Raw genomic sequence first — 21,073 nt, 5'->3', positions numbered from 1 at the left:
CGATGGGCGGCCCGGGACCGGCCGGCCCACGTCGTCCCCGACGCTGGCCTGACGTCGGTGCGTGCGGGAGTCGCTTTCCAGTCGTCCGCTTGCGTTGGAACCGGATGGGCGTTGCCTCTGCCGCGTCCATCGACGATGCGCTGGCGCGTGTGTCGTGCGCCTGCGTAGACACTCCAGGTAATGACCGCGCCTTGTCATCACTGATGCGCGTCACGGCCATTACGGTCGAAGAAAACCGTTTCTCAGATTAACACTTTCAGAAACACGATGGGTAGAAGCCTGCCGGATGCGGGCTGTTCACCCGGGCAGGTGGGCGATGCGACGACGATACCAGGCCGTCCACAGGCCCAGAGCCGCCATGCTCGCGTAGCCGAGCACAGGCGACACGATCAGGTAACGCCCGGGGTCGAGGACGAAGACCAGAGCGATGGCCACGGTCGCCTCGAGCACCAGACCGCCGCCCCAGACGACCGTCATGCACATCATCCGGTCGCGGACGGGCGGGTGCGCACGGCGGTCCGTCAGCCACGCGGCGCGTTCGGGTGCCTGACGTCGCAGGGTGGCTTCGGCCAGAAACTGCACCAGCGGGCGCCCGAAAAGGGCCGAGGCCAGAAAGGCCAGTCCGATGATCAGCGTCACCAGCTTTTCGCGGATCTGGAAGTACCGGAACGATCCGCCGCCGATCATCGCCAGTCCCGACAGGACCAGACCGCCCAGCACCAGAAGAGACAAGGCGTCCAGCCGTCGCTCCCGCGCAAAACCCCACACCGCCTGCATCAATGGCGGCAGCGACGATACGATCAGCGCGTGGGTGTCGCCCAGCGGCTCCCGCAGGCCGTAATACAGCATCACCGGCAGGATGACAGCCACGCCCACCTCGGTGATCATCGCGCGTCGGGGGGACATTATGGGCTCCATGATCGGACCTTTCCGGCACGCGGGTTGCTCGCGGTGCGCTTTATGTTTACACTGTTAGCATGACCGCCCATGAGAACAGTGTCAACATGAAGCGCACCGCCTATCACCACGGCGATCTGGCCGCCTCTCTGCTGGCCGAAGGGCTGCGTGCGCTGGACGCTCAGAGCGCGGAGACGATCTCGCTTCGCGCACTGGCACGGGCCGTCGGGGTCAGCGCGACGTCGGTCTACCGGCATTTTCCCGATCGCGAGGCCTTGTTGTCGGCGCTGGCGCGGGAAGGTGCGCGTCGTCTGTCGCGCGCGCAGCGCGAGGCGTTCGAACGCGCCGGTGGCGGCCGGCCGGGATTTGCCGCGACGGGCCGCGCCTATGTCCGTTTCGCCCTGGCCAATCCGTCGTTGTTTCGACTGATCTTCACCGCCGCGCTGACGGAACAGGACAATGGTTTCGCGCAGCGCCGGACGGACGCGGTGCTGGACATCACCGCGGAATTCGCGGGCCCGCGCGACCGGGTGGAGGCGATCCGCGACTGGGCCTTGATCCATGGCCTCGTTATGCTCATGCTCGACGGACAGGTGCCGGTCGATGACGCACTCATCGAACGCATCATCGGCGGTCCCGCCTGAGGTTTCACCCGTTCGCCTGTCGGAGACTGTCATGGATGATGCGCTGATCGAGCGGCTGGTCGAGCGCTTTTACCGCTACGTCGCGATCCCGACACAAAGTGACGCGCGGGCCGCCAAGGTTCCGTCGACGCCAGGGCAGTGGGATCTTGCGCGGTTGCTGCATGGCGAACTGACCGCGCTGGGGCTTGAAGAGGTTCATCTCGACACCCACTGCGTGCTCACCGCACGGCTGCCGGCGTCGGACGACCGGAAACCGCGTATCGGGTTTTGTGCCCATCTCGACACGGTCGATGTCGGGCTCAGTCCGGTCATCCGCCCGCAGCGCGTGCGTCTCGACGGGAAGGACGTGTGCCTCAATCGCGAACGCGCCGTGTGGTTGCGTATGGACGAGCACCCGGACTACGCCGCCTATCGCGGGCAGGAGGTCCTGCTCAGTGACGGGACGAGCGTGCTTGGCGCGGACAACAAGGCGGCGATCGCCGTCATTATGGAACTCCTGGCCGAACTGGTGGCGACCCGCGTACCGCATGGCGACGTCGTCGTCGCCTTCGTGCCGGACGAGGAGATCGGCCTGCGTGGTGCGCGATCGCTTGATCTCGCGCGGTTCCCGGTGGATTGGGCCTACACCATCGACGCGTGTGCGGTGGGGGAGTTTGTCTATGAGACCTTCAATGCCGCCCAGGCCTCGATCGTGATCGAGGGGGTGACGGCGCACCCGATGACCGCCAAAGGCGTGCTCGTTAATCCGATTCTGGTCGCCCATGATGTGATCGCGCGTCTGGATCCGCGTGACACGCCCGAGTGTACGCAGGGGCGCGACGGATATGTCTGGGTGAACGCCATGACGGCCGATCAGGCCTCCGCACGGTTGTCCGTATCGATCCGCGATTTCGATCGCGCGGCCTTCGAAGGTCGCAAAGCGACCCTTCTGGAGGCAGTGGCCGCCACACAGGCGGCGTTCCCCCGCGCGCATGTGACGTGCACGATTACCGATGTTTACGCGAACATCGCATCCTGTATGGGGGAGGACCGCCGGTCCGTCGACCAGTTGCGGACGGCATTCGCGCAGGCGGGTATTACCCCCAAGATCATCCCGATGCGCGGTGGGACGGACGGGTCCGCCTTGTCTGTCCGTGGCATCCCGACACCAAACTTTTTTACCGGCGCATTGAATTTCCATTCCGTCTTCGAGTGCCTGCCGCTGACCTCGTTTGGCGCGTCGTACGCGGTGGCGCGGGCTCTGGTTGTGGAATGACGCGTGTTGTCCCTCGTGCTGAGTCGTTCTAAAAAATTATTATAGAAAAAGTATTTTTCATAATCTCTGTCCGTGGATCTGGCTCCCGTGCTACCTGTGGGTCGCGCATGCGGTAGCGATGTTCACGCATGAATACGCGCATACCTTCGTCGCATGGGCGCTGCGGTGGAAAAACAACCCCTTTGCCCTCCATGTCCCGCCGCTCTCGACGGCGTCGCTGTTGATTCAAAGCGACGTGGACCAGAATGTGAACGAAGCGCCGATCATGGCAAGCGGTCGCGGTGTGGACGTGGGCCTGATCGCGCTGGCGGCCCCGCTGCTGGGCAATGCGATCGTCAGCCTGACGTTGGGAGTGCTGCTCTACCGTCTTGGGCGTCGGTGGAACCGGCACGTCGCCATGAGGCTGGGTTTCTGGCTGGTTGTCGCCACACTCGGTAATGTTCTTGATTATGTTCCGATCCGCACTTTCACCCTGTCCGGTGACATGGGGTCGCTTCAGCGTGGGTTCGGATGGTCGCCGTGGACGATCATCGCGGTTCTGGGCGCGCCGACACTGCTCAGTCTGCTCTGGCTGCTGGTGCGCTTCATTCCGGATACGGCGCGCCTGCTCTTTCCGACGTCGCGCGTGAACCTGTGCGTGTTGTCGGTCGTCGCGAAGGGTGTGGTATTTGTTTTCTATGGTGCCGCCGGCCTGATGGAAGGAGGTCCCGTGTCGTTCCGGCTCTCGTAGGTCAGCGTCTAAGGTGTATGCCCGCTCGTGTTGCTGGCTGAAATCGCCCTGGTGTACCGTCAACGTCGCTAGAACGATGGCGGCGTCTCGTCGCCGGTCATCGCTTTCAGCCGTGCCTGTACGCGCGTCAGTAGCGTTGGATCGCCGTTCTCGCCCAGTTGCGTCAGATGACGTGCCATCGCCAGCAGGATATCCGACGTGGCATCGGGCTCCGCACGCCGCCACCAGTCGAGCGCGCGTCCGACGTCGCCCTGCTCGGCCAGCGCGGTCGCATGGTTATGCTGCCCCCGATAATCGCCCCCTTCGGCCGAACGCCGATACCAGTCGCGCGCCAGACGCGGATCGCGCGGCGTGCACCATCCCTCTTCGGTAAAGCGTCCGATCAGGTTCATCGATTTCGCATGGCCCATGGCGGCCGCGCGACGGAACAGGGCGAGCGCCGTCGCCAGATCCTGAGTCACTCCCCGCCCGCGCATCGTCAGAATGCCGAGATTGTAGAGCCCCCACGCATCGCCCAACTCGCCCGCGCGACCATAATGGGCGGCGGCTTCCGTCAGGTCCGTGGTGCAGCCCCAGCCGAAATGATGACATCGTCCGAGCATGTTGTGGGCCGGTGCAAAACCCGCGTCCGCCGCGATGGCAAACCAGCGGCGTGCCTCAGCCGGGTTGCGTGTCAGATAGGCGCCCTCCAGCAACACGTCGCCCCACTGCACCTGCGCCAGAACATGCCCTTTCAGCGCGTCGCGCCGGATCGCCTCGATCCGGGGTGGCAGGGGCGTGGAGGGGGCGGGGCGGCCACGGCGCAGATGGCGGGTGAGGGCGGAGAACATGGACATGGGACTCGACGACACAAGGATGGTCTCTTGAAGCAGGCCGCTCCGCCATATGCAACTGTGACGCGGTCGCGTCTGGCCTGCGGGTCCGTCGCGACGCGTGCAAAAGCGAAGTCTTTCGTGGCGGCCACTCTCACAAGCGCGTGTCGGCGGCAAATCGCTCTTGCGGAGGCCGAACGGAGCGCGCTTATGCTCCTCACAACGAAAGCATAGTCTTTCGATAAAGAAAAAGGCTGGACCAACCAGTGGCTCTCGGAACGCGCAGTCTTGTGCTCAGACGCCGCCTTCGCATCGCCGACCAGATCCGGCGCGAGGGAGTCGTGCGCGTCGATGCCCTCAGCCGGCAGCTCGGCGTGTCGACCGTCACGGTGCGCAGCGATCTTGCCTATCTGGAAGAACAAGGATTGGTGCTGCGCTCGGCGGGTGCTGCCCATCTTCGTGACGTGCCACCCGTGCAGGCGGTCTCGCCGAGTGGTTTCGACCCCGCTCTGCTGCGTCAGGCGGCGCGTCAGGCGCCTGGACGGGGACGACTGCTGCTGGGGCCCGGCACCCTGACCGACCACGTCAGCGCCCATCTGCCGCACAGCCCGGCGCTCGGTCTCGTGCTGATGTCGCTTGATGCCGCGCAGATGGCCCGGCGTCTGGCAGCGGGCAGCGTGGAGATGCTGGGAGGCGCGCTGGATGCGGCGGGGCGTGTTCACGATTGCCCCGCCGCCTTGCATAACGTGACGTTCCATCCGTTCGACGTCGTGATGATCGAGGCTATCGGCCTGACGCGCGACGGGCTGGTTCTTCCGCTGGGTGCTCCGGCGGCCTGCCTGCGCGTGGCCGCCGAGCGCGCGGCCCGTACCGTGGTGCTGATGGGACCCGACCATGGCACGCGCAGCGCCGCGCAAGCGATCATTCCGTTGCGCCTGATCAGTGAGATCGTCACCACGGCATCACTGGGGGCGCTGGCGGCGGACCCCTTGCGTTTGGCCGGCTTTCGCTGCGTCAGCACACCAGCGGACGAGACACGCCTTTTCGTCAATGCGACGGACCGGCAGGTCTCCCCGGTGTCCGAGCCCCCTTTTCCCGACTCTTCGCGCGCCTGTCGTGACGCGGGCGCGCCGGGTGTCCTGCAGGTGAGATGATGATCAGACCAATGCCAGACGGGCGCATTACGACTATCGGAGAAATCGTCGTTGAAATCATGGCCGATACGCAGGGATACGGCTTTCGCCAGCCGATGGCGCTGCACGGCCCCTATCCGTCCGGTGCCCCGGCGATCTTCATCGATCAGGTTGCGCGGCTGGGACATAACTGCGCCCTGATCTCGGCCGTGGGCAATGATGATTTCGGCCGCCTCAACACCGCACGCCTGCAGAACGACGGCGTCGATATCAGTGCCGTTCACGTAATTCCCGACCTGGCCACCGGGTCGGCGTTCGTCCGGTACCGACCCGACGGTGAGCGGGACTTCGTTTATAATATTCAAGGCGCGGCATGTTCGCGAACGGCGCTGACGCGTGCGGCCGAGGCGATCATAGACGATACGGCACATTTTCACGTCATGGGGTCGTCGCTTTTTTCATTCCGACTGATCGATGACGTGGTCAAAGCCGTCCATCGCGTCAAGGAGGCTGGGGGAAGAATTTCGTTCGATCCAAACCTTCGCAAGGAAATGCTCGATATTCCGGAAATGCGTGCCGCCATGGATATCATGCTGCAGGCATGCGACGTCTTTCTGCCCAGCGGTCCAGAGCTGCTGATGCTGACCGAAGCCAAGACCGAGGACGCCGCGATCGAGGAACTGCTCGCCCTCGGGATCAGCGAGATCGTTATCAAACGTGGTGCGCACGGGGCAAGCGTCGTCACGGCGAACAGCCGTCATACGTGCGCACCACTGTCGGTTTGCGAAATCGACCCGACCGGCGCGGGCGACTGTTTCGGCGCGACCTATGTCACCCTGCGTCTGGAAGGCGAGGCGCCTGAAACGGCATTGCGTTACGCGAATGCCAGCGGGGCGCGCGCAGTTTCGGCGCGCGGCCCAATGGAAGGCGTCTCGACACGGGCCGAACTCGACGCGTGTCTTTCAACGGCGGCGGAGGTCTGGTCATGAGCGTGCGTCCGCTGCTGGAACTCGCCGCCGCGCGCCAGTCGGGGCATGCGCACGGGATTGTGTCGGTCTGTTCGGCGCATGAACTTGTCATCGAGGCCGCACTCACGCGTGCGCTGGAGACAAACGATCACGTTCTGATCGAGGCCACCTGCAACCAGGTCAATCAGGACGGCGGCTATACGGGCATGACGCCCGCCGATTTCCGCACCTTCGTGGAAGGCGTGGCTGATCGCGTCGGCTACGACCGCGGCCGCATCATTCTGGGTGGTGATCATCTGGGCCCGAATCCGTGGAAACACCTGCCGCCCGAGGACGCGCTGGCCAAAGCCGGCGTCATGATCGAGGCGTACGCGCGGGCCGGCTTTGAAAAGCTGCACCTCGACGCCTCGATGGGATGTCAGGGGGAGCCCGCGCATCTGGACGATGTCGTGGTTGCACGGCGTGCCGCAAGCCTTGCCGCGCGCGCCGAAGCGCAGGCACCCGGTCGGCCGGTCTATGTCGTCGGTACCGAAGTGCCGACACCGGGCGGCGCGACCGAGGCGCTGGATCATCTGGTTCCGACGACACGACGGGCTGTCGAGGAAACCTATCGCCTGCACCGCAAGGCATTCGATGCGATAGCGCCCGACGCGTTTGAACGCGTGATCGCGATCGTCGTGCAGCCCGGCGTGGAATTCGGCCACGATTCGGTTGCGGTCTATCGCCCTGAACGGGCCCGTGATCTTACGGCGGCGCTGGAGGGCATGCCCGGTCTGGTCTTCGAGGCCCATTCGACGGACTACCAGCCGGGCACGGCGCTGGCGGCTCTGGTGCGCGACGGCTTTCCGATCCTCAAGGTCGGACCGGCGCTGACCTTCGCGCTACGGGAGGCATTGTACGCGCTCGACGCGATCGACGGATTTCTGAATCCGAATCGACGCTCACTCATCGACATCATGGAAGCGGTGATGCTGGCTGCCCCCGCCCAGTGGGAGAGCCATTATCACGGCACCAGTGCCGTTCGCCATCGCCTGCGGCATTTCAGCTACAGCGACCGGATCCGGTATTACTGGCCGGTCGAGGCCGCGCAGGCCGCGGTCGACGGCCTTCTGAACCGTCTGGGCGAAACCCCGCTGGCGCCGACACTGGTCAGCCAGTATCTGCCGCGTCTGTATGATCGCGTGGCCGACGGCACCCTTGCGGCGACACCACGCGCTCTGCTCCTTCAGTCCGTGCGTGACGTACTGATCATGTACCAAAATGCCGCGGATCAACATTCCTGACAACAAGGACACCCCGTTATATGGCCGAACAATTTCCCCTCAAGGGCAAGGTCGCCCTGATCACCGGAGCCGCGCGCGGTATTGGACGCTCCATCGCCGAGCGTTATGCGCACGAAGGTGCTCATGTCGTGATCGGCGACCTTAACGCCGCTGGAGCGACGCAGGCGGCCGCATCGCTGGGCGACGGGCATCTGGGGCTGACGCTCGACGTGACGTCGCAGGACTCGATTGATGCGGCCATCGACAATACGATCGATCGATTCGGAAAACTCGATATTCTGGTGAACAATGCCGGGATCTTCGACCTCGCACCCACCGTGGAGATCACGCGCGAGAGTTACCGCCGTCTGTATGCGGTCAATGTCGAGGGGCTGCTGTTTACCCTTCAGGCGGCCGCCAAGCAGATGATCGCGCAAGGCCATGGCGGCAAGATCGTCAATTTTGCCTCCCAGGCCGGCCGACGCGGCGAAGCGCTGGTCGCCATCTATTGCTCGACGAAGGCCGCGGTCATTTCATTGACCCAGAGCACCGGCCTCGATCTGATCAAATACGGGATCAACGTCAATGCGATCGCACCCGGCGTCGTGGACAACGAGCATTGGGACGACGTCGACCGCCGTTTCGCCCAGTATGAAAATCTTCAGCCCGGAGAGAAGAAGCGCATGGTCGGTGCGGCGGTGCCGTTCGGCCGGATGGCGCGCCCGGACGAGATCGCGGGGCTGGCCGTGTTCCTGGCCTCGCGCGATGCCGACTATATTGTTGCGCAGACCTACAACATAGACGGAGGAAACTGGATGAGCTGATCTGTCGTCATCGTATTTACAACGGTCCACAATAACAAAAACAAGATGGATTCCGTCGCATGTCTTTCAAACGTATTGCCCTTCTGACAACAGCCGCAACGATTCTCACGTTGCCGCTCGCCGCCCGTGCCGAGACAACGCTGACGATCGCCACCGTCAACAACGTGCAGATGATCGAGATGCAGAAACTCTCGACGACGTTCGAGAAGGCACATCCTGATATTCATCTGCACTGGGTCATTCTCGAGGAAAACGTACTGCGTCAGCGGGTGACGACCGATATCGCCACCCATGGCGGCCAGTTCGATATCCTGACGATCGGCAACTACGAAGTGCCGATCTGGGCCAAGCAGAAATGGTTGTACGCGTTCGACGGCCTTCCCGCCGACTACGATATCGACGATATCATTGCGCCGGTGCGTGAGAGCGTAAGCGATGGCGGCCATGTCTACGCGCTGCCGTTCTATGCCGAGAGCGTCATGACGCTGTACCGCAAGGACCTGTTCGACAAGGCCGGGATCACGATGCCCGAAGACCCGACATACGACCAGATCCGCACGTTTGCCGACAAGACGAGGGACAAGGCGAACGGCGTTTATGGCATCTGTCTGCGCGGCAAGCCGGGCTGGGGCGAAAATATCGCGTATTTCTCGACGCTGGTGACGGCCTTCGGTGGCCAGTGGTTCGACATGAACTGGAAAGCGACTATCGACACGCCCGCGTGGCACGGCGCATTGCAGTATTACGTCGATATCCTGCGCAAGGACGGACCTCCCGGTGCGGGCAGCAACGGTTTCAACGAAAACCTTGCCCTGTTCACCGGCGGCCATTGCGCGATCTGGATCGACGCGACCAGCGCCGCGGGCACGGTCTACGACCCCAAGCAGAGCCAGGTCGCCGACAAGGTGGGTTTCGCCGCCAACCCGACGGGCAGTTTCAAGGGAGGCCCAAGCTGGCTGTGGTCGTGGAACCTTGCGATTCCGGCGTCCTCGACCCATGCCGATGCGGCGCGCACGTTTATCCTGTGGGCAACGTCCAAGGAGTATATCCAACTGGTGGCGAAAACCGACGGCTGGGTGAACATCCCGCCGGGCACACGTGTTTCGTCCTACAAGGCGCCTGAGTACAAGGCCGTGGCGCCATTCGCAGACTTCGTCCTGCAGGCCATCGAACATTCCAACCCGAACGGCCAGACGGCGCAGCCACGCCCCTATGTCGGTGCGCAGTTCGTCGATATCGGGCCGTTCCAGGCCATCGGCACGCAAGTTGGCCAGACGGTGTCGGCGGCACTGGTAGGGTCCGTGCCGCTCGACAAGGCGCTGTCGTCGGCCAATGCGGCGGCCGACCATGCGATCGCGCACGCGGGCTATGGGAAACACTGAGCGAAGGAGTGTGGTGATGGCGACCATCGATTTTGACCAGGCCTTCGATTTCAACGATCGCGTGGTCGTCGTCACCGGTGCCGCGGGCGGAATCGGGCGTGAGATCACGCGCGTTTTCGCCCAACGCGGCGCGCGGCTGGCGCTCGTGGATCGCGACGGGGGCGTCCACGCCCTGGCGGAAGCGACGGGCGGCGGCGCGCGTGGATTTATCGCCGACATCACTGACGAACAGGCGATCGAGGCATGCGTGGCGGCTATCGTCGCCGCGTTCGGACGTATCGACGTGCTCGTCAATAATGCCGCGATCGGGCATGTCGGGCCGGCCGAGGCGATCCCCACCGGCGAATGGGACAGCGTGATCGCCATTAATCTGCGCGGGCAATATCTCTTTGCCCGCGCCGTGGCACCGGTCATGCTGGCCGCACGCTATGGGCGTATCGTCATGATGGCATCCCAGGCAGCGGTGGTGGGCATCGAGGGGCATGCGGCTTACAGCGCCGCCAAGGCCGGGGTGGTCGGAATGGTCCGCTGCATGGCGATCGAGTGGGGGCCGGCCGGTGTTACGGTCAATGCCGTCTCGCCCACCGTGGTGGAGACGCCCATGGCGCTGGTCGGATGGTCGGGCGAAAAGGGCGAGCGTGCAAAAGCCCAGATTCCGACGCGGCGTTTTGCGCAGCCGGTCGAGATCGCGCTGGCGATCCTTTATCTGGCAAGCGGTGCCGCAGGCATGGTCAACGGCGCGAACCTGTCGATCGACGGGGGCTACACGGCTCAATAGAGGCGGCGCGCTCGCACTGCAGAAGGGCACGCTTGCGGTCCACACCCCACGCATACCCCGCCAGTCCTCCGTCGGCGCGCACGATGCGATGGCACGGCACGGCCACGGCCAGCGGATTGGCCGCGCAGGCGGACGCCACAGCCCGGACCGCCGCCGGCGCCCCGATCTGGCGCGCAAGGTCGGTGTAGGTGAGGGTCGTGCCGACGGGTATGGCGCGCAGTGCCTGCCAGACACGATGCTGGAACGCGGTCCCGCGTATGTCCAGCGGCAGCGCGAGCCCTGCGGCAGGTTCCTCGATCAGCGCGATCACCGTCTGCACCACCGTCCGGTAGGCGGGGTCGTCGCCCGTCAGCCGTGCCTTGGGAAACCGGGTCGCGAGATCGGTCAGCAGTGCCTTCGGGTCATCGCCCAGCAGGATCGCGGCGACGCCACGACTGGCCGACGCCACCAGAACATGGCCTAGCGTCGAGACACCGAGTGCAAACTGGATGTCCTCGCGCGATCCGCCGTCGCGGTACCGGCCGGCCGACATGCCGAGTGCCGCGTCCGCGTCGCTGTAGAAGCGCCCGCCGGAGCCAAACCCCGCCGCCACGTAGGCGTCGGTGATGGTGGTCGCGCGGCCGAGTTCGTGGCGGACGCGCCCGTGGCGGTGGGCCGTGGCGTAGGCATGCGGCGTCACCCCGGTCGCGGCCTTGAACAGGCGGTGGAGATGCCAGGCGCTGAGGCCGACATGGGCGGCCAGCGCGCGAAGAGCGGGTATGTCCTCGGCGCCCTCGATCATGCGACAGGCGCGCAGGACGGCCGGGTGCGTCCTGTCCGTGCCAGCCGCGTCGGGGTCGCAGCGCCGGCATGCGCGGCAGCCCGTCGCCCGTGCCTGCGCCAGCGTCGCGTGCAGCGTCACGTTCTTTGGGTTGCAGGTGCGTGACGGGCACGATGGCCGGCAATAGACACTGGTGGTGGCGACGGAATACCAGAACGACCCGTCCGCCGTCCGGTCACGCGCGACCACCCGCGCCCAGCGGGGATCGTCGGCGGTCGCGATGATGGTGCTCAGACGGGTCATGATGCCTCCGGCGCGTGGACTGTGGGCCGACCGTATCGTCGTATGACGCGTGAAACACTCCGCCCCTTGCTGTCCAATCCGAAAGACGTGCGATACGGATGGTGGCGCGGTGTCAGGCAGGCGGCCAGCTCTGTCGCGCGCGCCCGTTTCTGCGGGAGACAGTATGACCACGACGTCAACGGCGACAACGGACAGCCATAATCCTGCGATCGACCTGCTGCGGGCCTCCGTCACGCTGGCCGTGGTCTGCCATCACGCGGTGCTTGCCTATTGTAGCTTCAGCCGGTTCGACGGACACCACATTCTTCTGTCGACGGCGCCCGTCGTCGATCCGCAGCGTTGGGTGGGTTTCGATCGGCTCGTTGCGTTGAACGATACCTATTTCATGGCCCTGATGTTTCTGGTGTCCGGACTGTTCGTGCTCCCGTCACTGCGACGCAAGGGATATCGGGCCTACCTGCTCGATCGCGCCCTGCGTCTTGGCGTGCCGTTCGTGGCCTGCGTCACCCTTGTCATGCCTGTGGCCTACTACCCGGCGGCCCGTGAGGCAGGATATCACGGTGCATTTCCGGCGTTCTGGCCCGCGTCGTTCACGGATTTCGGCTGGCCGGCCGGTCCGGCGTGGTTTTTATGGTTGTTGCTGCTGTTCGATGCGTGCGTTGTGTGTCTGGGATTGGCGCTGCCGGTCGCCGTCCGCGCTCTCGCGGCCTGTCCGGACATTCTCCTCACCCGACCTGTTGCCTCCGCTGTGGCCATCCTTGTCGGAGCCATCCTGCTCTACTGCCCCGCGGCCATCCTGTTTGGCGAGACACGGTGGTGGCATGTGGGGCCGTTCTTCGTGCAGGAAAGCCGTGTCGGGCTTTATGCGGCGGCGTTCGCACTGGGGTGTGCCGCCGGTGCGGGGGGTATCGCACACCCGTTGTTCCGGCGTGACGGACCGGTGGCACGCGGCTGGCGGGCGGCGCTGGTCTTTGCGTTGGCCTCGTTCGCAGGGCTGCGCGCGGTCGGGTCGCCGGCACTCTTCGCTGCCTGTTGCGTTGGATTCTGTCTGGGGATCACGGGACTGTTCCTGCGCACCATAACCATACTCCCGCCGTGGATCGGGCGAGGCACTCGTCTGGCTTACGGGGTCTATCTCCTGCACGATCCGGTCGTGACGTGGTGCCAATACGTTTTGCTGGCCACACGGTGGGGAGCGATTCCCAAGGCGGTCTGCGTGATCGGGGTAACGCTGTCCGTCTGCTGCGGTGTTACCCGTCTGGCACGGTGCAGTGGGGTCGTGTGGCGTGTGCTCTGACATCTGTCGCGGGTGAGTGGCGGACGGCGGGATTCGCGCGCATACTCCGTTGCGATGTCCATTCGATCGCTTTTCCCGCCGGGCCGCCTACGGACGGTTTTTCTGCCGGCCGTGTTGCTCTTCGGTCTGATGACGGGGACGCACGCGCGTGCCGACCCGTCGTCCGGGCTGGTTCATGACGGTGTTCTGGACGTCTGCACCAATCCGACGCTTCCGCCCATGACCTTCGTGCCGGGCGCCGATGCGTCCGACCTTGCCGGTGTCGATATCGATGTGGCGCGCGCCGTGGCGCAGGCATGGGGTGCGCGCATGGTGCTGCACAGCATGGATTTCGTGGGGCTTTTTCCAAGTCTGGAGTCCGGGCGTTGTGCCATCGTCATCAGTGGCGTGACGCGGCAGCCGGCGCGGGAGCGTCTGTTCGACGCGGTGTCCTACCTGCCGACGGCCCTGGTCGTGGTCGCGCGCGCGGGCACGCGCCCGATCGGGTCACTGGCCGACCTGTCGGGACAGATGGTGGTGACTCAGTCCGGCACAAGCTACGCCGCGCGGCTTGAGCGTGAGAACGCGGCGCTGGCGGCGCAGGGCCGCGCCCCAATCCGCATCCAGCAATACCCGGCCGAGGAGCAGGTGGTGCAGCAGGTCCTGCTGGGCCGGGCGTTCGCCTTTGTCAGCCAGGACGTGGAACTCGGGTTTCGCGCACGACAACTGCACGGCAAGGTGGCGGTCATTCTCCAGCCGCAGGATGACAATTACCGTAGCTTCGCGCTCTACATCCGCAAGAACCCGACCGATCGCGCGGCACTTCAGGCCGCGATCGATCATCTTGACCAGACCGGCGCGCTGCGGGCGATCGCGGACAAATGGCATATTCGCGCGGCAACGGCGCTGACGCAGGATCTGTCCACCCCGCCACGCTTTGATGTGCGGGCGTTTGCCTTGGCCCTGCTGTCCGTGGGGTTCGCGCGCGCGGCGCTGGTGACGCTCGCGATTGCCCTTTTGTCGCACGCAACGGCCATCGCGCTCTCGATGCCCATGGCGCTGGCCCTCAATCGTCCCGGCGGAGTCGTGCGTCGCGCGGTGGGGCTGTATGTCGCCCTGTTCCGCGCCGTGCCGACCCTGTTGCAACTCCTGTTCGTCTGGAACGCGCTGCCGCAGTTCTTTCCCGTCTTTCGCGGGGACTGGTTCAGCCCGTTCCTCGCCGCCTGGATCGCCCTGTCCCTCAACGAGGCGGCCTATCAGGTGGAGATCAACCGGGCGGCTCTGGGGGCGATCGACCCGGGACAGCTGGTCGCGGGGGAGGCTCTGGGCCTGACGCGTTTTGAGGTCTATCGCCACGTCCTGTTTCCGCAGGCCCTTCGGGTCGCGCTGCCTCCCACGATCAACGAGTTCATCAATCTTTTGAAGACGACCTCGCTGGCGTCGGTGATCTCGTTGCAGGAACTGATGGCGCTGACGCAGATTCATGTCGCGCGGACCTTCGAATTTACCGAGTACTACGCCGTGGCGCTGGTGTATTACGTGGCGATGGTGTGCGTGCTGCTGCTGACGCAAAAGCGCGTCGAGCGTCGGTTCCACTGGGCCGACCGGGTCAAGGCGGGTGCGCATGGTGGCTGACCCGATCATCAGCGTTCGCGATCTGCGCAAATCCTATGGCACGTTCGAGGTCCTGCGCGGTCTCTCGTTCGATGTGGCGCGGGGCGAGAGGATCGCCATTCTCGGGCCGTCGGGATCGGGAAAATCGACCCTGATCCGATGCTTCAACCGGATCGAGCCGCATGATTCCGGCACCCTGCACATCGACGGCACGGTGGTCGACGCGCGCTGCGACCTTGCACGCCTGCGCGCCGAGGTCGGGATCGTGTTCCAGAACTACAACCTGTTTCCGCACCTGAGCGCGGTGGAAAACTGCATGCTCGCGCCGCGTCTGGTGCGTGGCATGACCAGACATGCCGCACGCGATGGCGCGATGCGCCGACTGGCGCAGGTCGGCATCGCCGAACAGGCGGCGAAATACCCGATCCAGTTGTCCGGCGGCCAGCAGCAGCGCGTGGCGATCGCGCGGGCCCTGTGCATGGACCCGCGCGTCGTCCTGTTCGACGAACCGACTGCGGCCCTCGACCCCGAGGCCGTGGCCGGCGTGGCGGCGATCATCGACGCGCTGGCGCGTGATGGCATCACCACCCTGTGCGTGACGCACGAGATGGGGTTCGCGCGCCGTATCGCCGACCGGATCGTGTTCATGGATGACGGGCAGATCATGGAGATTGCGCCACCGGAAACGTTCTTCACATCGGCCGTGACGGAGCGGGCACGCGCCTTTCTGGCCCGTATGGTATAGGTTGGCCCGACATCGCGACCCAGATTTTCGGAGAACGCCCATGCCATCTACCGCCAATACCTGGTTCATCGACAGCGAAATCGGCACGCTGCAGGACGTGCTGCTGTGCCCGCCCACCTATTACCGGTGGATTCCGAGCAACGATATCGCGATCCAGACCATGGAGGACGGCGTCCAGCAGGATCAGGCCCTGATCGAGCAGCAGTTCGCCCAGTTGACCGATGCCCTGCGCGGCGCGGACGTGACCTGCCATTTCCTGACGCCCGACCCCGACATGCCGTATCAGGTCTATACGCGCGACAGTTCGCAGACCACGCCCTTCGGCACGACGGTCACGCGCATGTTCCGGCCGGAGCGTCAGGGCGAGCGCGGTCCGATCCGCGCCTTTTACGGCGACGACCAGATCGCGCGCACCTTCGAGACCGGCTTTGTCGAGGGTGGCGACATCCACATCATTCGGCCGGGCCTGGTCGTGGTCGGCGCCACCCGCACCCGCACCACGCCCGAGGGCGCGCAGGCGTTCCTGCGCTGGTTCGAAGAACAGGGCTGGACGACGCGCATCATCCGTTTCTCCGACCATTTCCTGCATCTTGACGTGATTTTCTCGATGGTGGCCGAGAACCTGGCCCTGGCCTGTCTCGACGCGCTGCCGGACGAGGATATCGCGTGGCTGCGCGCCCAGGGGATCCGTCTGCTGCCCGTGTCCTACAAGGAAGTGATCCGGGATATGGGCTGCAACGTTCTGGCGCTGGGCGAGGGGCGCGTCATCAGCCCCCGTCATTCGACGCGGATCAACGCGGTGCTGCGGGCGGAGGGGCTGACCGTACTCGACCCCGAGCTCGACCAGTTTTCGCAGGGCGGCGGCTCGGTGCACTGCATGACCATGCCCCTGCGCCGTGTCTCGCTCGCCTGACAGGCCACGCGCCGCGCGACGATCGACGCCGTACACGCACCGGCCGTCCTGCCTCGGTGCCGGGCGGTCGCCCGCGGGGAAATGTTTGACGCCGCGGACGTCAGGGGGCGCCGTGTTAAAGGCGCGGGATGACACGCATGCCCCATCGCCTGATAGTGGGCGATGATCAGGACATACTGATCCTGCGGACCGGCCTTTTTCAGGGGCATAACGACCGCGTGTCGGTTGCCGGGGGTGGGGAGGAGATGTTCGGGTGCGAACGTCGAGCTGGTCATTCTCGATGTGATGTTCAGAAAGGACGGCGGCGTCAGCCTGTGTCGGCGCCTGCGCGCGCCCTCACGTTGCCGGTCATCATGTTGACCGCGATGCCCGACCATACGGATCGTGTGGTCGGGCTGGAAATCGGGGCCGATGACCGCCGGGCCGCGCCTTTCGAGCAGCGGGAGCTGATGGCCCGGGTTCCAGGCGGTGCTGAGGCTCGCGGGACACAGGGCATGCAACTTGCAGCGCGCCTGTCATCCTGAGAAAAACGACGGATATAAAAAGTAAGTTCAAGGCGTCGTCGCGTGCGGAACGCATGGCCGTGTCTGGGGCCGGTGGTCAATGCCTCCATCCTGAGTGGGATTGAGAGCGTCCTGATGAGAAGCGTGGGCGCCCCGCCAGTGTCCGTCGCGGGTTCGGCTGTCGGGTTGGTAACGGCCAGTGCTTGCCTTTATGCCGGTCGCAACGGGTGCCGGCGCATCAGGGCCGATACTGACAGAATCGCCACGTTCACGATGAGACCGAGAAAACCGTCGTTCAGGCCGACAATGTCGACATTTCCGATGAACAGGCCGATCGACACGACGTCCCCGGCCACGATGCCCAGAAGAACGGCACGCGCGGAAACGGGCATCTTACGGCCGATGACGAGGATGCCCGGCAAAAACTGGGTAATACCGAAATAGGTCAGATTGTTCATCGTCGCCGCCAGCGAGGACACGGTTTCCGCCCCGATGATCGAACAGACGAGATAGCCCAGCCCGACGACCTGGGCGACGGGCTTTTGCCGGGCGACCGGCACGGAGGTCAGGATGTTGCGGGTGAACAGGGGACCGATGACAAGGCAGATCCCCGCGAGCACGATCAGGCCCGACAGGGCCGCGCCGCCTGCGACCAGACCTAGCGCGAACGGTGACAACAGCGTGCGCGCGACGTCGATGAAGACGTGATTGGGCTGTTCGACCAGCCCCGGCACGCTGCGCGCATAGAGCGTCACCACGATCAGGATCGGAAACATCAGCATATAGAGCGGCATCAGGACCATCGCGCGCTGGATGGTCTTCGCGCTGCGCGCGGTGAAGAACGACGCTATGCCCACGGGAAAGATATGAAGCCCGAGCGCCTGGAACAGGATCGATGAGAACGCAAAGCGAAGCTCGTGCGCTGTCAGCGGGGTGGCGGCCATGGCCTCGCCGGCGTGGCGTATGGCGTGCCAGCCGCCCGGGCGGCTGATGGCCGCCAGCCCGACGGCCACGATCGCGACGATCAGCAGCACATCCTTGACGATCGAAACATAAGCCGGTGCCCGGATACCCGACATCACCGTGTAGACGAACGAGAGGATCAGGGACCCCAGCATCAGCACACGCGGCGACAGCCCAATGCCGAGATTCTGCAGGACCATCGCAAGGCCGATGAACTGGATCGTGCCCCACGGGACGAGAAACAGGATCGCCGTCGCGGCCACGGTTATTTCCAGCGCACGAGAGCCGAAATGGGCACGGAACAGGTCGGCCAGCGTGACCGGGTCGTGGCGCTGGGCCGCACGCCAGATCAGGGGGCCGAGAAAATAGCCGATCGGAAAGGCGAGCAGGATGTAGGACATGAACCACATCGCAAACGACAGGCCATGCACGAACACGCCGCCGGGAAACGCGGTCAGGACGCCAAGGCTGTAGCACTCACCCACGCTGAGGAAAAACAGAAGCAGGGAGCCGAACTGTCGCGACGCGACGAAATAGTCGTGGACCTCGTCATGGCGGCTGCCCCCGCGTGAGAACAGTGCGACGGCCAGAGACAGGACCAGAACCAGACCGAAAACCAGAAGTTTCATGCGGGCAACTCGTGAAAGCAGGGAGCGGAACCGCACGATACATTGCGGTATCAATATGAAATGAGCATAGGACGGCGATGCAGGGTTGCAAACCCTGCGGTGGAAGGGAATAGTTTGTGCGGCATCAGAAAAGGACTGTGCGCCATGGCTGTTCCGTTTCTCGATCTCAACGGCACGCCCCGGGCGCGTGGTCGCGCGCAGGGCGAGGGGCTACGGTCGCAGATCGATGCCAATATCGCGCTCTACGCGGACCGTTTCGGCAAGCTTGGTCTGTCGGCGAAGGCCATCGAGGACGGCGCGCTTGGGTGGGAGACACCGCTTGCGCGCATGGAGCCGGGCTTCATGGAGGAAATCCGGGGCGTCGCCGAAGGTGCGGGCCGTACGCTTGCAGAAATCCTGATGCTCAATGTGCGGTACGAACTGATCATTCGCCTGTTCCGCGAGGCTCGGCTGGCGTCCGCGGCGGCTGTCGACGGCTGCACCAGTTTCGCCGCTCTGCCGGAGCGTTCCGCGACCGGCACGACGTGGCTCGGCCAGACCTGGGACTGGCTCGCCGGGGTGCAGACGGCCGTGACGCGGGTGGTGCGCGATGACGGCCCCGATTTCCTGTGTCTGGGCGAGGCCGGCACGGTGGGCGGCATGCAGGGCGTGAACGAACACGGCATCGGCGTGGTCATCAATGCCATGATGGCCGAGGGCGACGGTAGCACGGGCTATCACCGACCGTTCAGGCTTCGGGTGCGCGATGTGCTGAATGCGCGCGATTTTTCCCATGCCATCACGGCGGTAAACGGCACTGACCGCAGTTCATCCATGAACTTCATCATCGGCGCCACGGGCGGCGAAGTGATGGACATCGAGGTTTCGGCCACGCATGAAGCCTATATCGAACCCCGCGACGGCGTGCTGAGCCATGCCAACCATTTCTGCGCGCTCAAGGTCGCGTCCGATGCGCCGCGCGTCTGGCCCAGTTCGCTCTATCGCGGCAGTCGTCTCGGCCGCCTCATGGCGCAGAGCCAAAGCCTGGACGCCACGACGCTCAAGTCCCTGATGTCGGACCATTTCGCCTATCCGCATTCGATCTGCGTGCATGTCGATCCCGACGCGCCCGACATCCGCAAGGTCGAAACGCGCAACGGCGTGCTGATCGATCTCGACCGGCGCGTGATGTACGTCACCGACGGGCCGCCCTGCTGCGCGCCGTTCGAGGAATTCCGGCTGACCGCGTGAACCGCCCATGGCGCGCAGGCCGCGCATGGCTGGCGCTGGAGTTTCTGCTGCTGTACGGCGGCGGTCCGCTGCTGATTCTGGGCCTGCGGCGCGCGGGTGTGTTGTTCGTGCTGCTGTGGGTGGGGGCGGCCGTGGCGTTCGCGTCGCTGCGTCGCGTCCGGGTCGAACCCCATGACGCACGGCGGGAACTGCGTGCGATCGGGCTGCGCTTTGCCGTCCTGGCGCCCCTGATCGCGTTCGTCACGTGGTGGTTCTGGCCTGCGACGTTTCTGATCCTGCCCCGTCAGCACCCGCGCTTCTGGTTGCTGATCATGGTGTTGTATCCGGTGCTGTCGGTCTGGCCGCAGGAGATGCTGTATCGTGCGTTCCTGTTCACGCGCTATCGGCCCCTGTTGCGGCGCAGCGGCGCCCTGATCGCCGCCAGCGCGGTGGCATTCGGCTTCGCTCATGTGATCTTTCTCAATCCGGTCGCGGTGGTCATGACGCTGCTGGGCGGCCTGCTGTTCGCGATCGATTACGACCGCCATCGCTCGCTGCGTCTGACCTGCCTTGAACACAGCCTGTATGGATGTCTGATCTTTACGCTGGGCCTGGGCCGGTTTTTCTATACCGGCGCGGCCTGGCATCACTGACCGTCCGGTATAAGCGGCATTATTGATTCGGCACCGATATGGTCTACACTCCGGGTTCTCGGACCGCGCTGGCGCGGTTGCTGCCGGAGCCTCGTCATGCCGTCCCTCGGCCCGTTCGCATATTTTTGGCCCGGCGCGCGGCGCGCGGGGCGACAGGGGCATTCCGCCGGGTCCGGAGTATCGGGACCGGGGAGTGAGGCCGGCCGCCCGGAGACAACCGTTGCCCGGCCGGGATCGTGACGGAGGGCGAGCGTCTCGTCAGGCGCGATCTGGTGGCGTTCGGGCTGTCGCTTGGCGTGGCAGGCGCCATGGCGTTCGGCTTCGTTCTTGTGTGGGGCGCGCCGCGTCTCGGCGTGATGTGGGATGCAGGCGCGGCCGCCGGGACGATCGGTCTCCTGCTGCTTCTGGCGGTGTTCGCGCTGAGCGCGCGTCCGGCGCGATGGCCGCGCTGTGGCGGGAAATTCTTTCTGGTCCTGCATCGCTGGCTCGGCACGGGGGCGGCTGTGGCCGTGGGGCTGCATGTCGTGGCCATGTTCGCCGCCGTGCCGTTCGCGGTTATGCTGCGGTATGTGGAGCCCGGGGCGCCATGGTACATGCTGGCGGGCGTCGGTTCGGCACTGGGTGCGCTCGGCGCGGTGTTGACGGCACTCCCCGCGTGGCGTCGGCGGGTGTTCGGCGACGCGCGGCGGTTCCGGCACGCGCATATGGTGCTCGGCTCGGCAGTGCTGCTGCTGGCGGCGTGGCACGCGATGGGCACGGGCTTTCACCTTGAGACGCGTGTGCGGCTGATCCTCTGCGCCGCCGCTGTGGCTGCGGGGCT

At 65.1% G+C, this 21,073-nt stretch carries 21 protein-coding genes; 17 read left to right on the top strand and 4 right to left on the bottom strand.

Features of this window, described 5'->3' with window-relative positions; all coding sequences use genetic code 11:
- Positions 1-297: 297 nt before the first annotated feature.
- Positions 298-918, bottom strand: a complete 621-nt coding sequence (locus HUK82_RS06480) for a VC0807 family protein (protein ID WP_218061527.1) — start codon at positions 916-918, stop codon at positions 298-300.
- An 86-nt stretch (positions 919-1,004) separates the two neighbouring features.
- Here HUK82_RS06480 and HUK82_RS06475 point away from each other — a divergent pair, with 86 nt between their 5' ends.
- The 3 genes from HUK82_RS06475 to HUK82_RS06465 all read left to right on the top strand — a co-directional run bounded on the left by HUK82_RS06475 (position 1,005) and on the right by HUK82_RS06465 (position 3,526).
- Complete coding sequence (locus HUK82_RS06475; RefSeq protein ID WP_212647987.1) at positions 1,005-1,541, top strand: TetR/AcrR family transcriptional regulator; 537 nt, start codon at positions 1,005-1,007, stop codon at positions 1,539-1,541.
- A gap of 31 nt (positions 1,542-1,572) precedes the next feature.
- Positions 1,573-2,796, top strand: coding sequence for a peptidase T (gene pepT / locus HUK82_RS06470; protein ID WP_176613181.1), 1,224 nt, complete (start codon positions 1,573-1,575; stop codon positions 2,794-2,796).
- 118 nt (positions 2,797-2,914) lie between these two features.
- On the top strand, positions 2,915-3,526 hold the full coding sequence (locus HUK82_RS06465; RefSeq protein ID WP_176613180.1) for a hypothetical protein: 612 nt from the start codon (positions 2,915-2,917) through the stop codon (positions 3,524-3,526).
- A gap of 68 nt (positions 3,527-3,594) precedes the next feature.
- Here HUK82_RS06465 and HUK82_RS06460 read toward each other — a convergent pair whose 3' ends face one another.
- Positions 3,595-4,356, bottom strand: coding sequence for a tetratricopeptide repeat protein (locus tag HUK82_RS06460; protein ID WP_176613191.1), 762 nt, complete (start codon positions 4,354-4,356; stop codon positions 3,595-3,597).
- A 248-nt stretch (positions 4,357-4,604) separates the two neighbouring features.
- Here HUK82_RS06460 and HUK82_RS06455 point away from each other — a divergent pair, with 248 nt between their 5' ends.
- Genes HUK82_RS06455 through HUK82_RS06430 form a run of 6 tightly spaced genes read left to right on the top strand, consistent with a single transcriptional unit; the run spans position 4,605 to position 10,685 of the window.
- Positions 4,605-5,492: a DeoR family transcriptional regulator gene (locus tag HUK82_RS06455; protein WP_176613179.1), complete on the top strand. Its 888-nt coding sequence runs from the start codon at positions 4,605-4,607 to the stop codon at positions 5,490-5,492.
- A gap of 11 nt (positions 5,493-5,503) precedes the next feature.
- A complete protein-coding gene (locus HUK82_RS06450) occupies positions 5,504-6,460 on the top strand; it encodes a tagatose kinase (RefSeq protein ID WP_176613178.1) in 957 nt (318 codons plus the stop codon).
- Positions 6,457-7,722, top strand: coding sequence for a D-tagatose-bisphosphate aldolase, class II, non-catalytic subunit (locus HUK82_RS06445; protein WP_176613177.1), 1,266 nt, complete (start codon positions 6,457-6,459; stop codon positions 7,720-7,722). The genes HUK82_RS06450 and HUK82_RS06445 overlap by 4 nt, the downstream gene beginning before the upstream one ends.
- Before the next feature lie 20 nt (positions 7,723-7,742).
- Positions 7,743-8,525, top strand: coding sequence for an L-iditol 2-dehydrogenase (locus HUK82_RS06440; RefSeq protein WP_176613176.1), 783 nt, complete (start codon positions 7,743-7,745; stop codon positions 8,523-8,525).
- Between the two features lie 59 nt (positions 8,526-8,584).
- Entirely contained in the window at positions 8,585-9,907 is a 1,323-nt protein-coding gene (locus HUK82_RS06435; RefSeq protein WP_176613175.1) for an ABC transporter substrate-binding protein, read from the top strand.
- A 16-nt stretch (positions 9,908-9,923) separates the two neighbouring features.
- Positions 9,924-10,685 carry a GolD/DthD family dehydrogenase gene (locus tag HUK82_RS06430; protein WP_176613174.1) on the top strand — a complete coding sequence of 254 codons (762 nt, stop codon included), beginning with the start codon at positions 9,924-9,926 and terminating at the stop codon, positions 10,683-10,685.
- Here the strand turns inward: HUK82_RS06430 and ada are convergent.
- Entirely contained in the window at positions 10,639-11,748 is a 1,110-nt protein-coding gene (gene ada, locus HUK82_RS06425; RefSeq protein WP_176613173.1) for a bifunctional DNA-binding transcriptional regulator/O6-methylguanine-DNA methyltransferase Ada, read from the bottom strand. The two genes, HUK82_RS06430 and ada, sit on opposite strands and share 47 nt — an antisense overlap.
- Before the next feature lie 163 nt (positions 11,749-11,911).
- Here ada and HUK82_RS06420 point away from each other — a divergent pair, with 163 nt between their 5' ends.
- The 5 genes from HUK82_RS06420 to HUK82_RS06400 all read left to right on the top strand — a co-directional run bounded on the left by HUK82_RS06420 (position 11,912) and on the right by HUK82_RS06400 (position 16,820).
- A complete protein-coding gene (locus HUK82_RS06420) occupies positions 11,912-13,045 on the top strand; it encodes an acyltransferase family protein (RefSeq protein ID WP_176613172.1) in 1,134 nt (377 codons plus the stop codon).
- A 111-nt stretch (positions 13,046-13,156) separates the two neighbouring features.
- Positions 13,157-14,659 carry an ABC transporter substrate-binding protein/permease gene (locus HUK82_RS06415; RefSeq protein ID WP_306308921.1) on the top strand — a complete coding sequence of 501 codons (1,503 nt, stop codon included), beginning with the start codon at positions 13,157-13,159 and terminating at the stop codon, positions 14,657-14,659.
- Positions 14,649-15,383 (top strand): amino acid ABC transporter ATP-binding protein, encoded by a 735-nt coding sequence (locus HUK82_RS06410; protein WP_176613171.1) that lies wholly within the window; start codon positions 14,649-14,651, stop codon positions 15,381-15,383. The genes HUK82_RS06415 and HUK82_RS06410 overlap by 11 nt, the downstream gene beginning before the upstream one ends.
- 40 nt (positions 15,384-15,423) lie before the next feature.
- Positions 15,424-16,296, top strand: coding sequence for a dimethylarginine dimethylaminohydrolase family protein (locus HUK82_RS06405; protein WP_176613170.1), 873 nt, complete (start codon positions 15,424-15,426; stop codon positions 16,294-16,296).
- Between the two features lie 137 nt (positions 16,297-16,433).
- Complete coding sequence (locus tag HUK82_RS06400; protein ID WP_176613169.1) at positions 16,434-16,820, top strand: response regulator; 387 nt, start codon at positions 16,434-16,436, stop codon at positions 16,818-16,820.
- Between the two features lie 188 nt (positions 16,821-17,008).
- On the opposite strand, the gene HUK82_RS06395 is transcribed toward HUK82_RS06400, so the two are convergent.
- Positions 17,009-18,391, bottom strand: a complete 1,383-nt coding sequence (locus tag HUK82_RS06395; RefSeq protein WP_176613168.1) for a sodium:solute symporter family protein — start codon at positions 18,389-18,391, stop codon at positions 17,009-17,011.
- Between the two features lie 144 nt (positions 18,392-18,535).
- Here HUK82_RS06395 and HUK82_RS06390 point away from each other — a divergent pair, with 144 nt between their 5' ends.
- The 3 genes from HUK82_RS06390 to HUK82_RS06380 all read left to right on the top strand — a co-directional run.
- Entirely contained in the window at positions 18,536-19,621 is a 1,086-nt protein-coding gene (locus tag HUK82_RS06390) for a C45 family autoproteolytic acyltransferase/hydolase (RefSeq protein WP_176613167.1), read from the top strand.
- Positions 19,618-20,253 (top strand): CPBP family intramembrane glutamic endopeptidase, encoded by a 636-nt coding sequence (locus HUK82_RS06385; protein ID WP_176613166.1) that lies wholly within the window; start codon positions 19,618-19,620, stop codon positions 20,251-20,253. The genes HUK82_RS06390 and HUK82_RS06385 overlap by 4 nt, the downstream gene beginning before the upstream one ends.
- Before the next feature lie 236 nt (positions 20,254-20,489).
- Positions 20,490-21,073, top strand: a 584-nt coding sequence (locus tag HUK82_RS06380) for a ferric reductase-like transmembrane domain-containing protein (protein WP_176613165.1), incomplete at its 3' end; no start/stop codon positions are given.

The organism is Ameyamaea chiangmaiensis (genome assembly GCF_013376175.1).
Lineage (GTDB): Bacteria > Pseudomonadota > Alphaproteobacteria > Acetobacterales > Acetobacteraceae > Ameyamaea > Ameyamaea chiangmaiensis.
Note: the sequence above shows the minus strand (reverse complement) of the source record. Positions and strands in the feature narration are given on the sequence as shown.

Coding starts and splice junctions, on each gene's coding strand:
- HUK82_RS06480 (WP_218061527.1), bottom strand. CDS start 918: ATGGAGCCCATAATGTCCCCCCGACGCGCGATGATCACCGAGGTGGGC.
- HUK82_RS06475 (WP_212647987.1), top strand. CDS start 1,005: ATGAAGCGCACCGCCTATCACCACGGCGATCTGGCCGCCTCTCTGCTG.
- pepT (WP_176613181.1), top strand. CDS start 1,573: ATGGATGATGCGCTGATCGAGCGGCTGGTCGAGCGCTTTTACCGCTAC.
- HUK82_RS06465 (WP_176613180.1), top strand. CDS start 2,915: ATGTTCACGCATGAATACGCGCATACCTTCGTCGCATGGGCGCTGCGG.
- HUK82_RS06460 (WP_176613191.1), bottom strand. CDS start 4,356: ATGTTCTCCGCCCTCACCCGCCATCTGCGCCGTGGCCGCCCCGCCCCC.
- HUK82_RS06450 (WP_176613178.1), top strand. CDS start 5,504: ATGCCAGACGGGCGCATTACGACTATCGGAGAAATCGTCGTTGAAATC.
- HUK82_RS06445 (WP_176613177.1), top strand. CDS start 6,457: ATGAGCGTGCGTCCGCTGCTGGAACTCGCCGCCGCGCGCCAGTCGGGG.
- HUK82_RS06440 (WP_176613176.1), top strand. CDS start 7,743: ATGGCCGAACAATTTCCCCTCAAGGGCAAGGTCGCCCTGATCACCGGA.
- HUK82_RS06435 (WP_176613175.1), top strand. CDS start 8,585: ATGTCTTTCAAACGTATTGCCCTTCTGACAACAGCCGCAACGATTCTC.
- HUK82_RS06430 (WP_176613174.1), top strand. CDS start 9,924: ATGGCGACCATCGATTTTGACCAGGCCTTCGATTTCAACGATCGCGTG.
- ada (WP_176613173.1), bottom strand. CDS start 11,748: ATGACCCGTCTGAGCACCATCATCGCGACCGCCGACGATCCCCGCTGG.
- HUK82_RS06420 (WP_176613172.1), top strand. CDS start 11,912: ATGACCACGACGTCAACGGCGACAACGGACAGCCATAATCCTGCGATC.
- HUK82_RS06410 (WP_176613171.1), top strand. CDS start 14,649: ATGGTGGCTGACCCGATCATCAGCGTTCGCGATCTGCGCAAATCCTAT.
- HUK82_RS06405 (WP_176613170.1), top strand. CDS start 15,424: ATGCCATCTACCGCCAATACCTGGTTCATCGACAGCGAAATCGGCACG.
- HUK82_RS06400 (WP_176613169.1), top strand. CDS start 16,434: ATGCCCCATCGCCTGATAGTGGGCGATGATCAGGACATACTGATCCTG.
- HUK82_RS06395 (WP_176613168.1), bottom strand. CDS start 18,391: ATGAAACTTCTGGTTTTCGGTCTGGTTCTGGTCCTGTCTCTGGCCGTC.
- HUK82_RS06390 (WP_176613167.1), top strand. CDS start 18,536: ATGGCTGTTCCGTTTCTCGATCTCAACGGCACGCCCCGGGCGCGTGGT.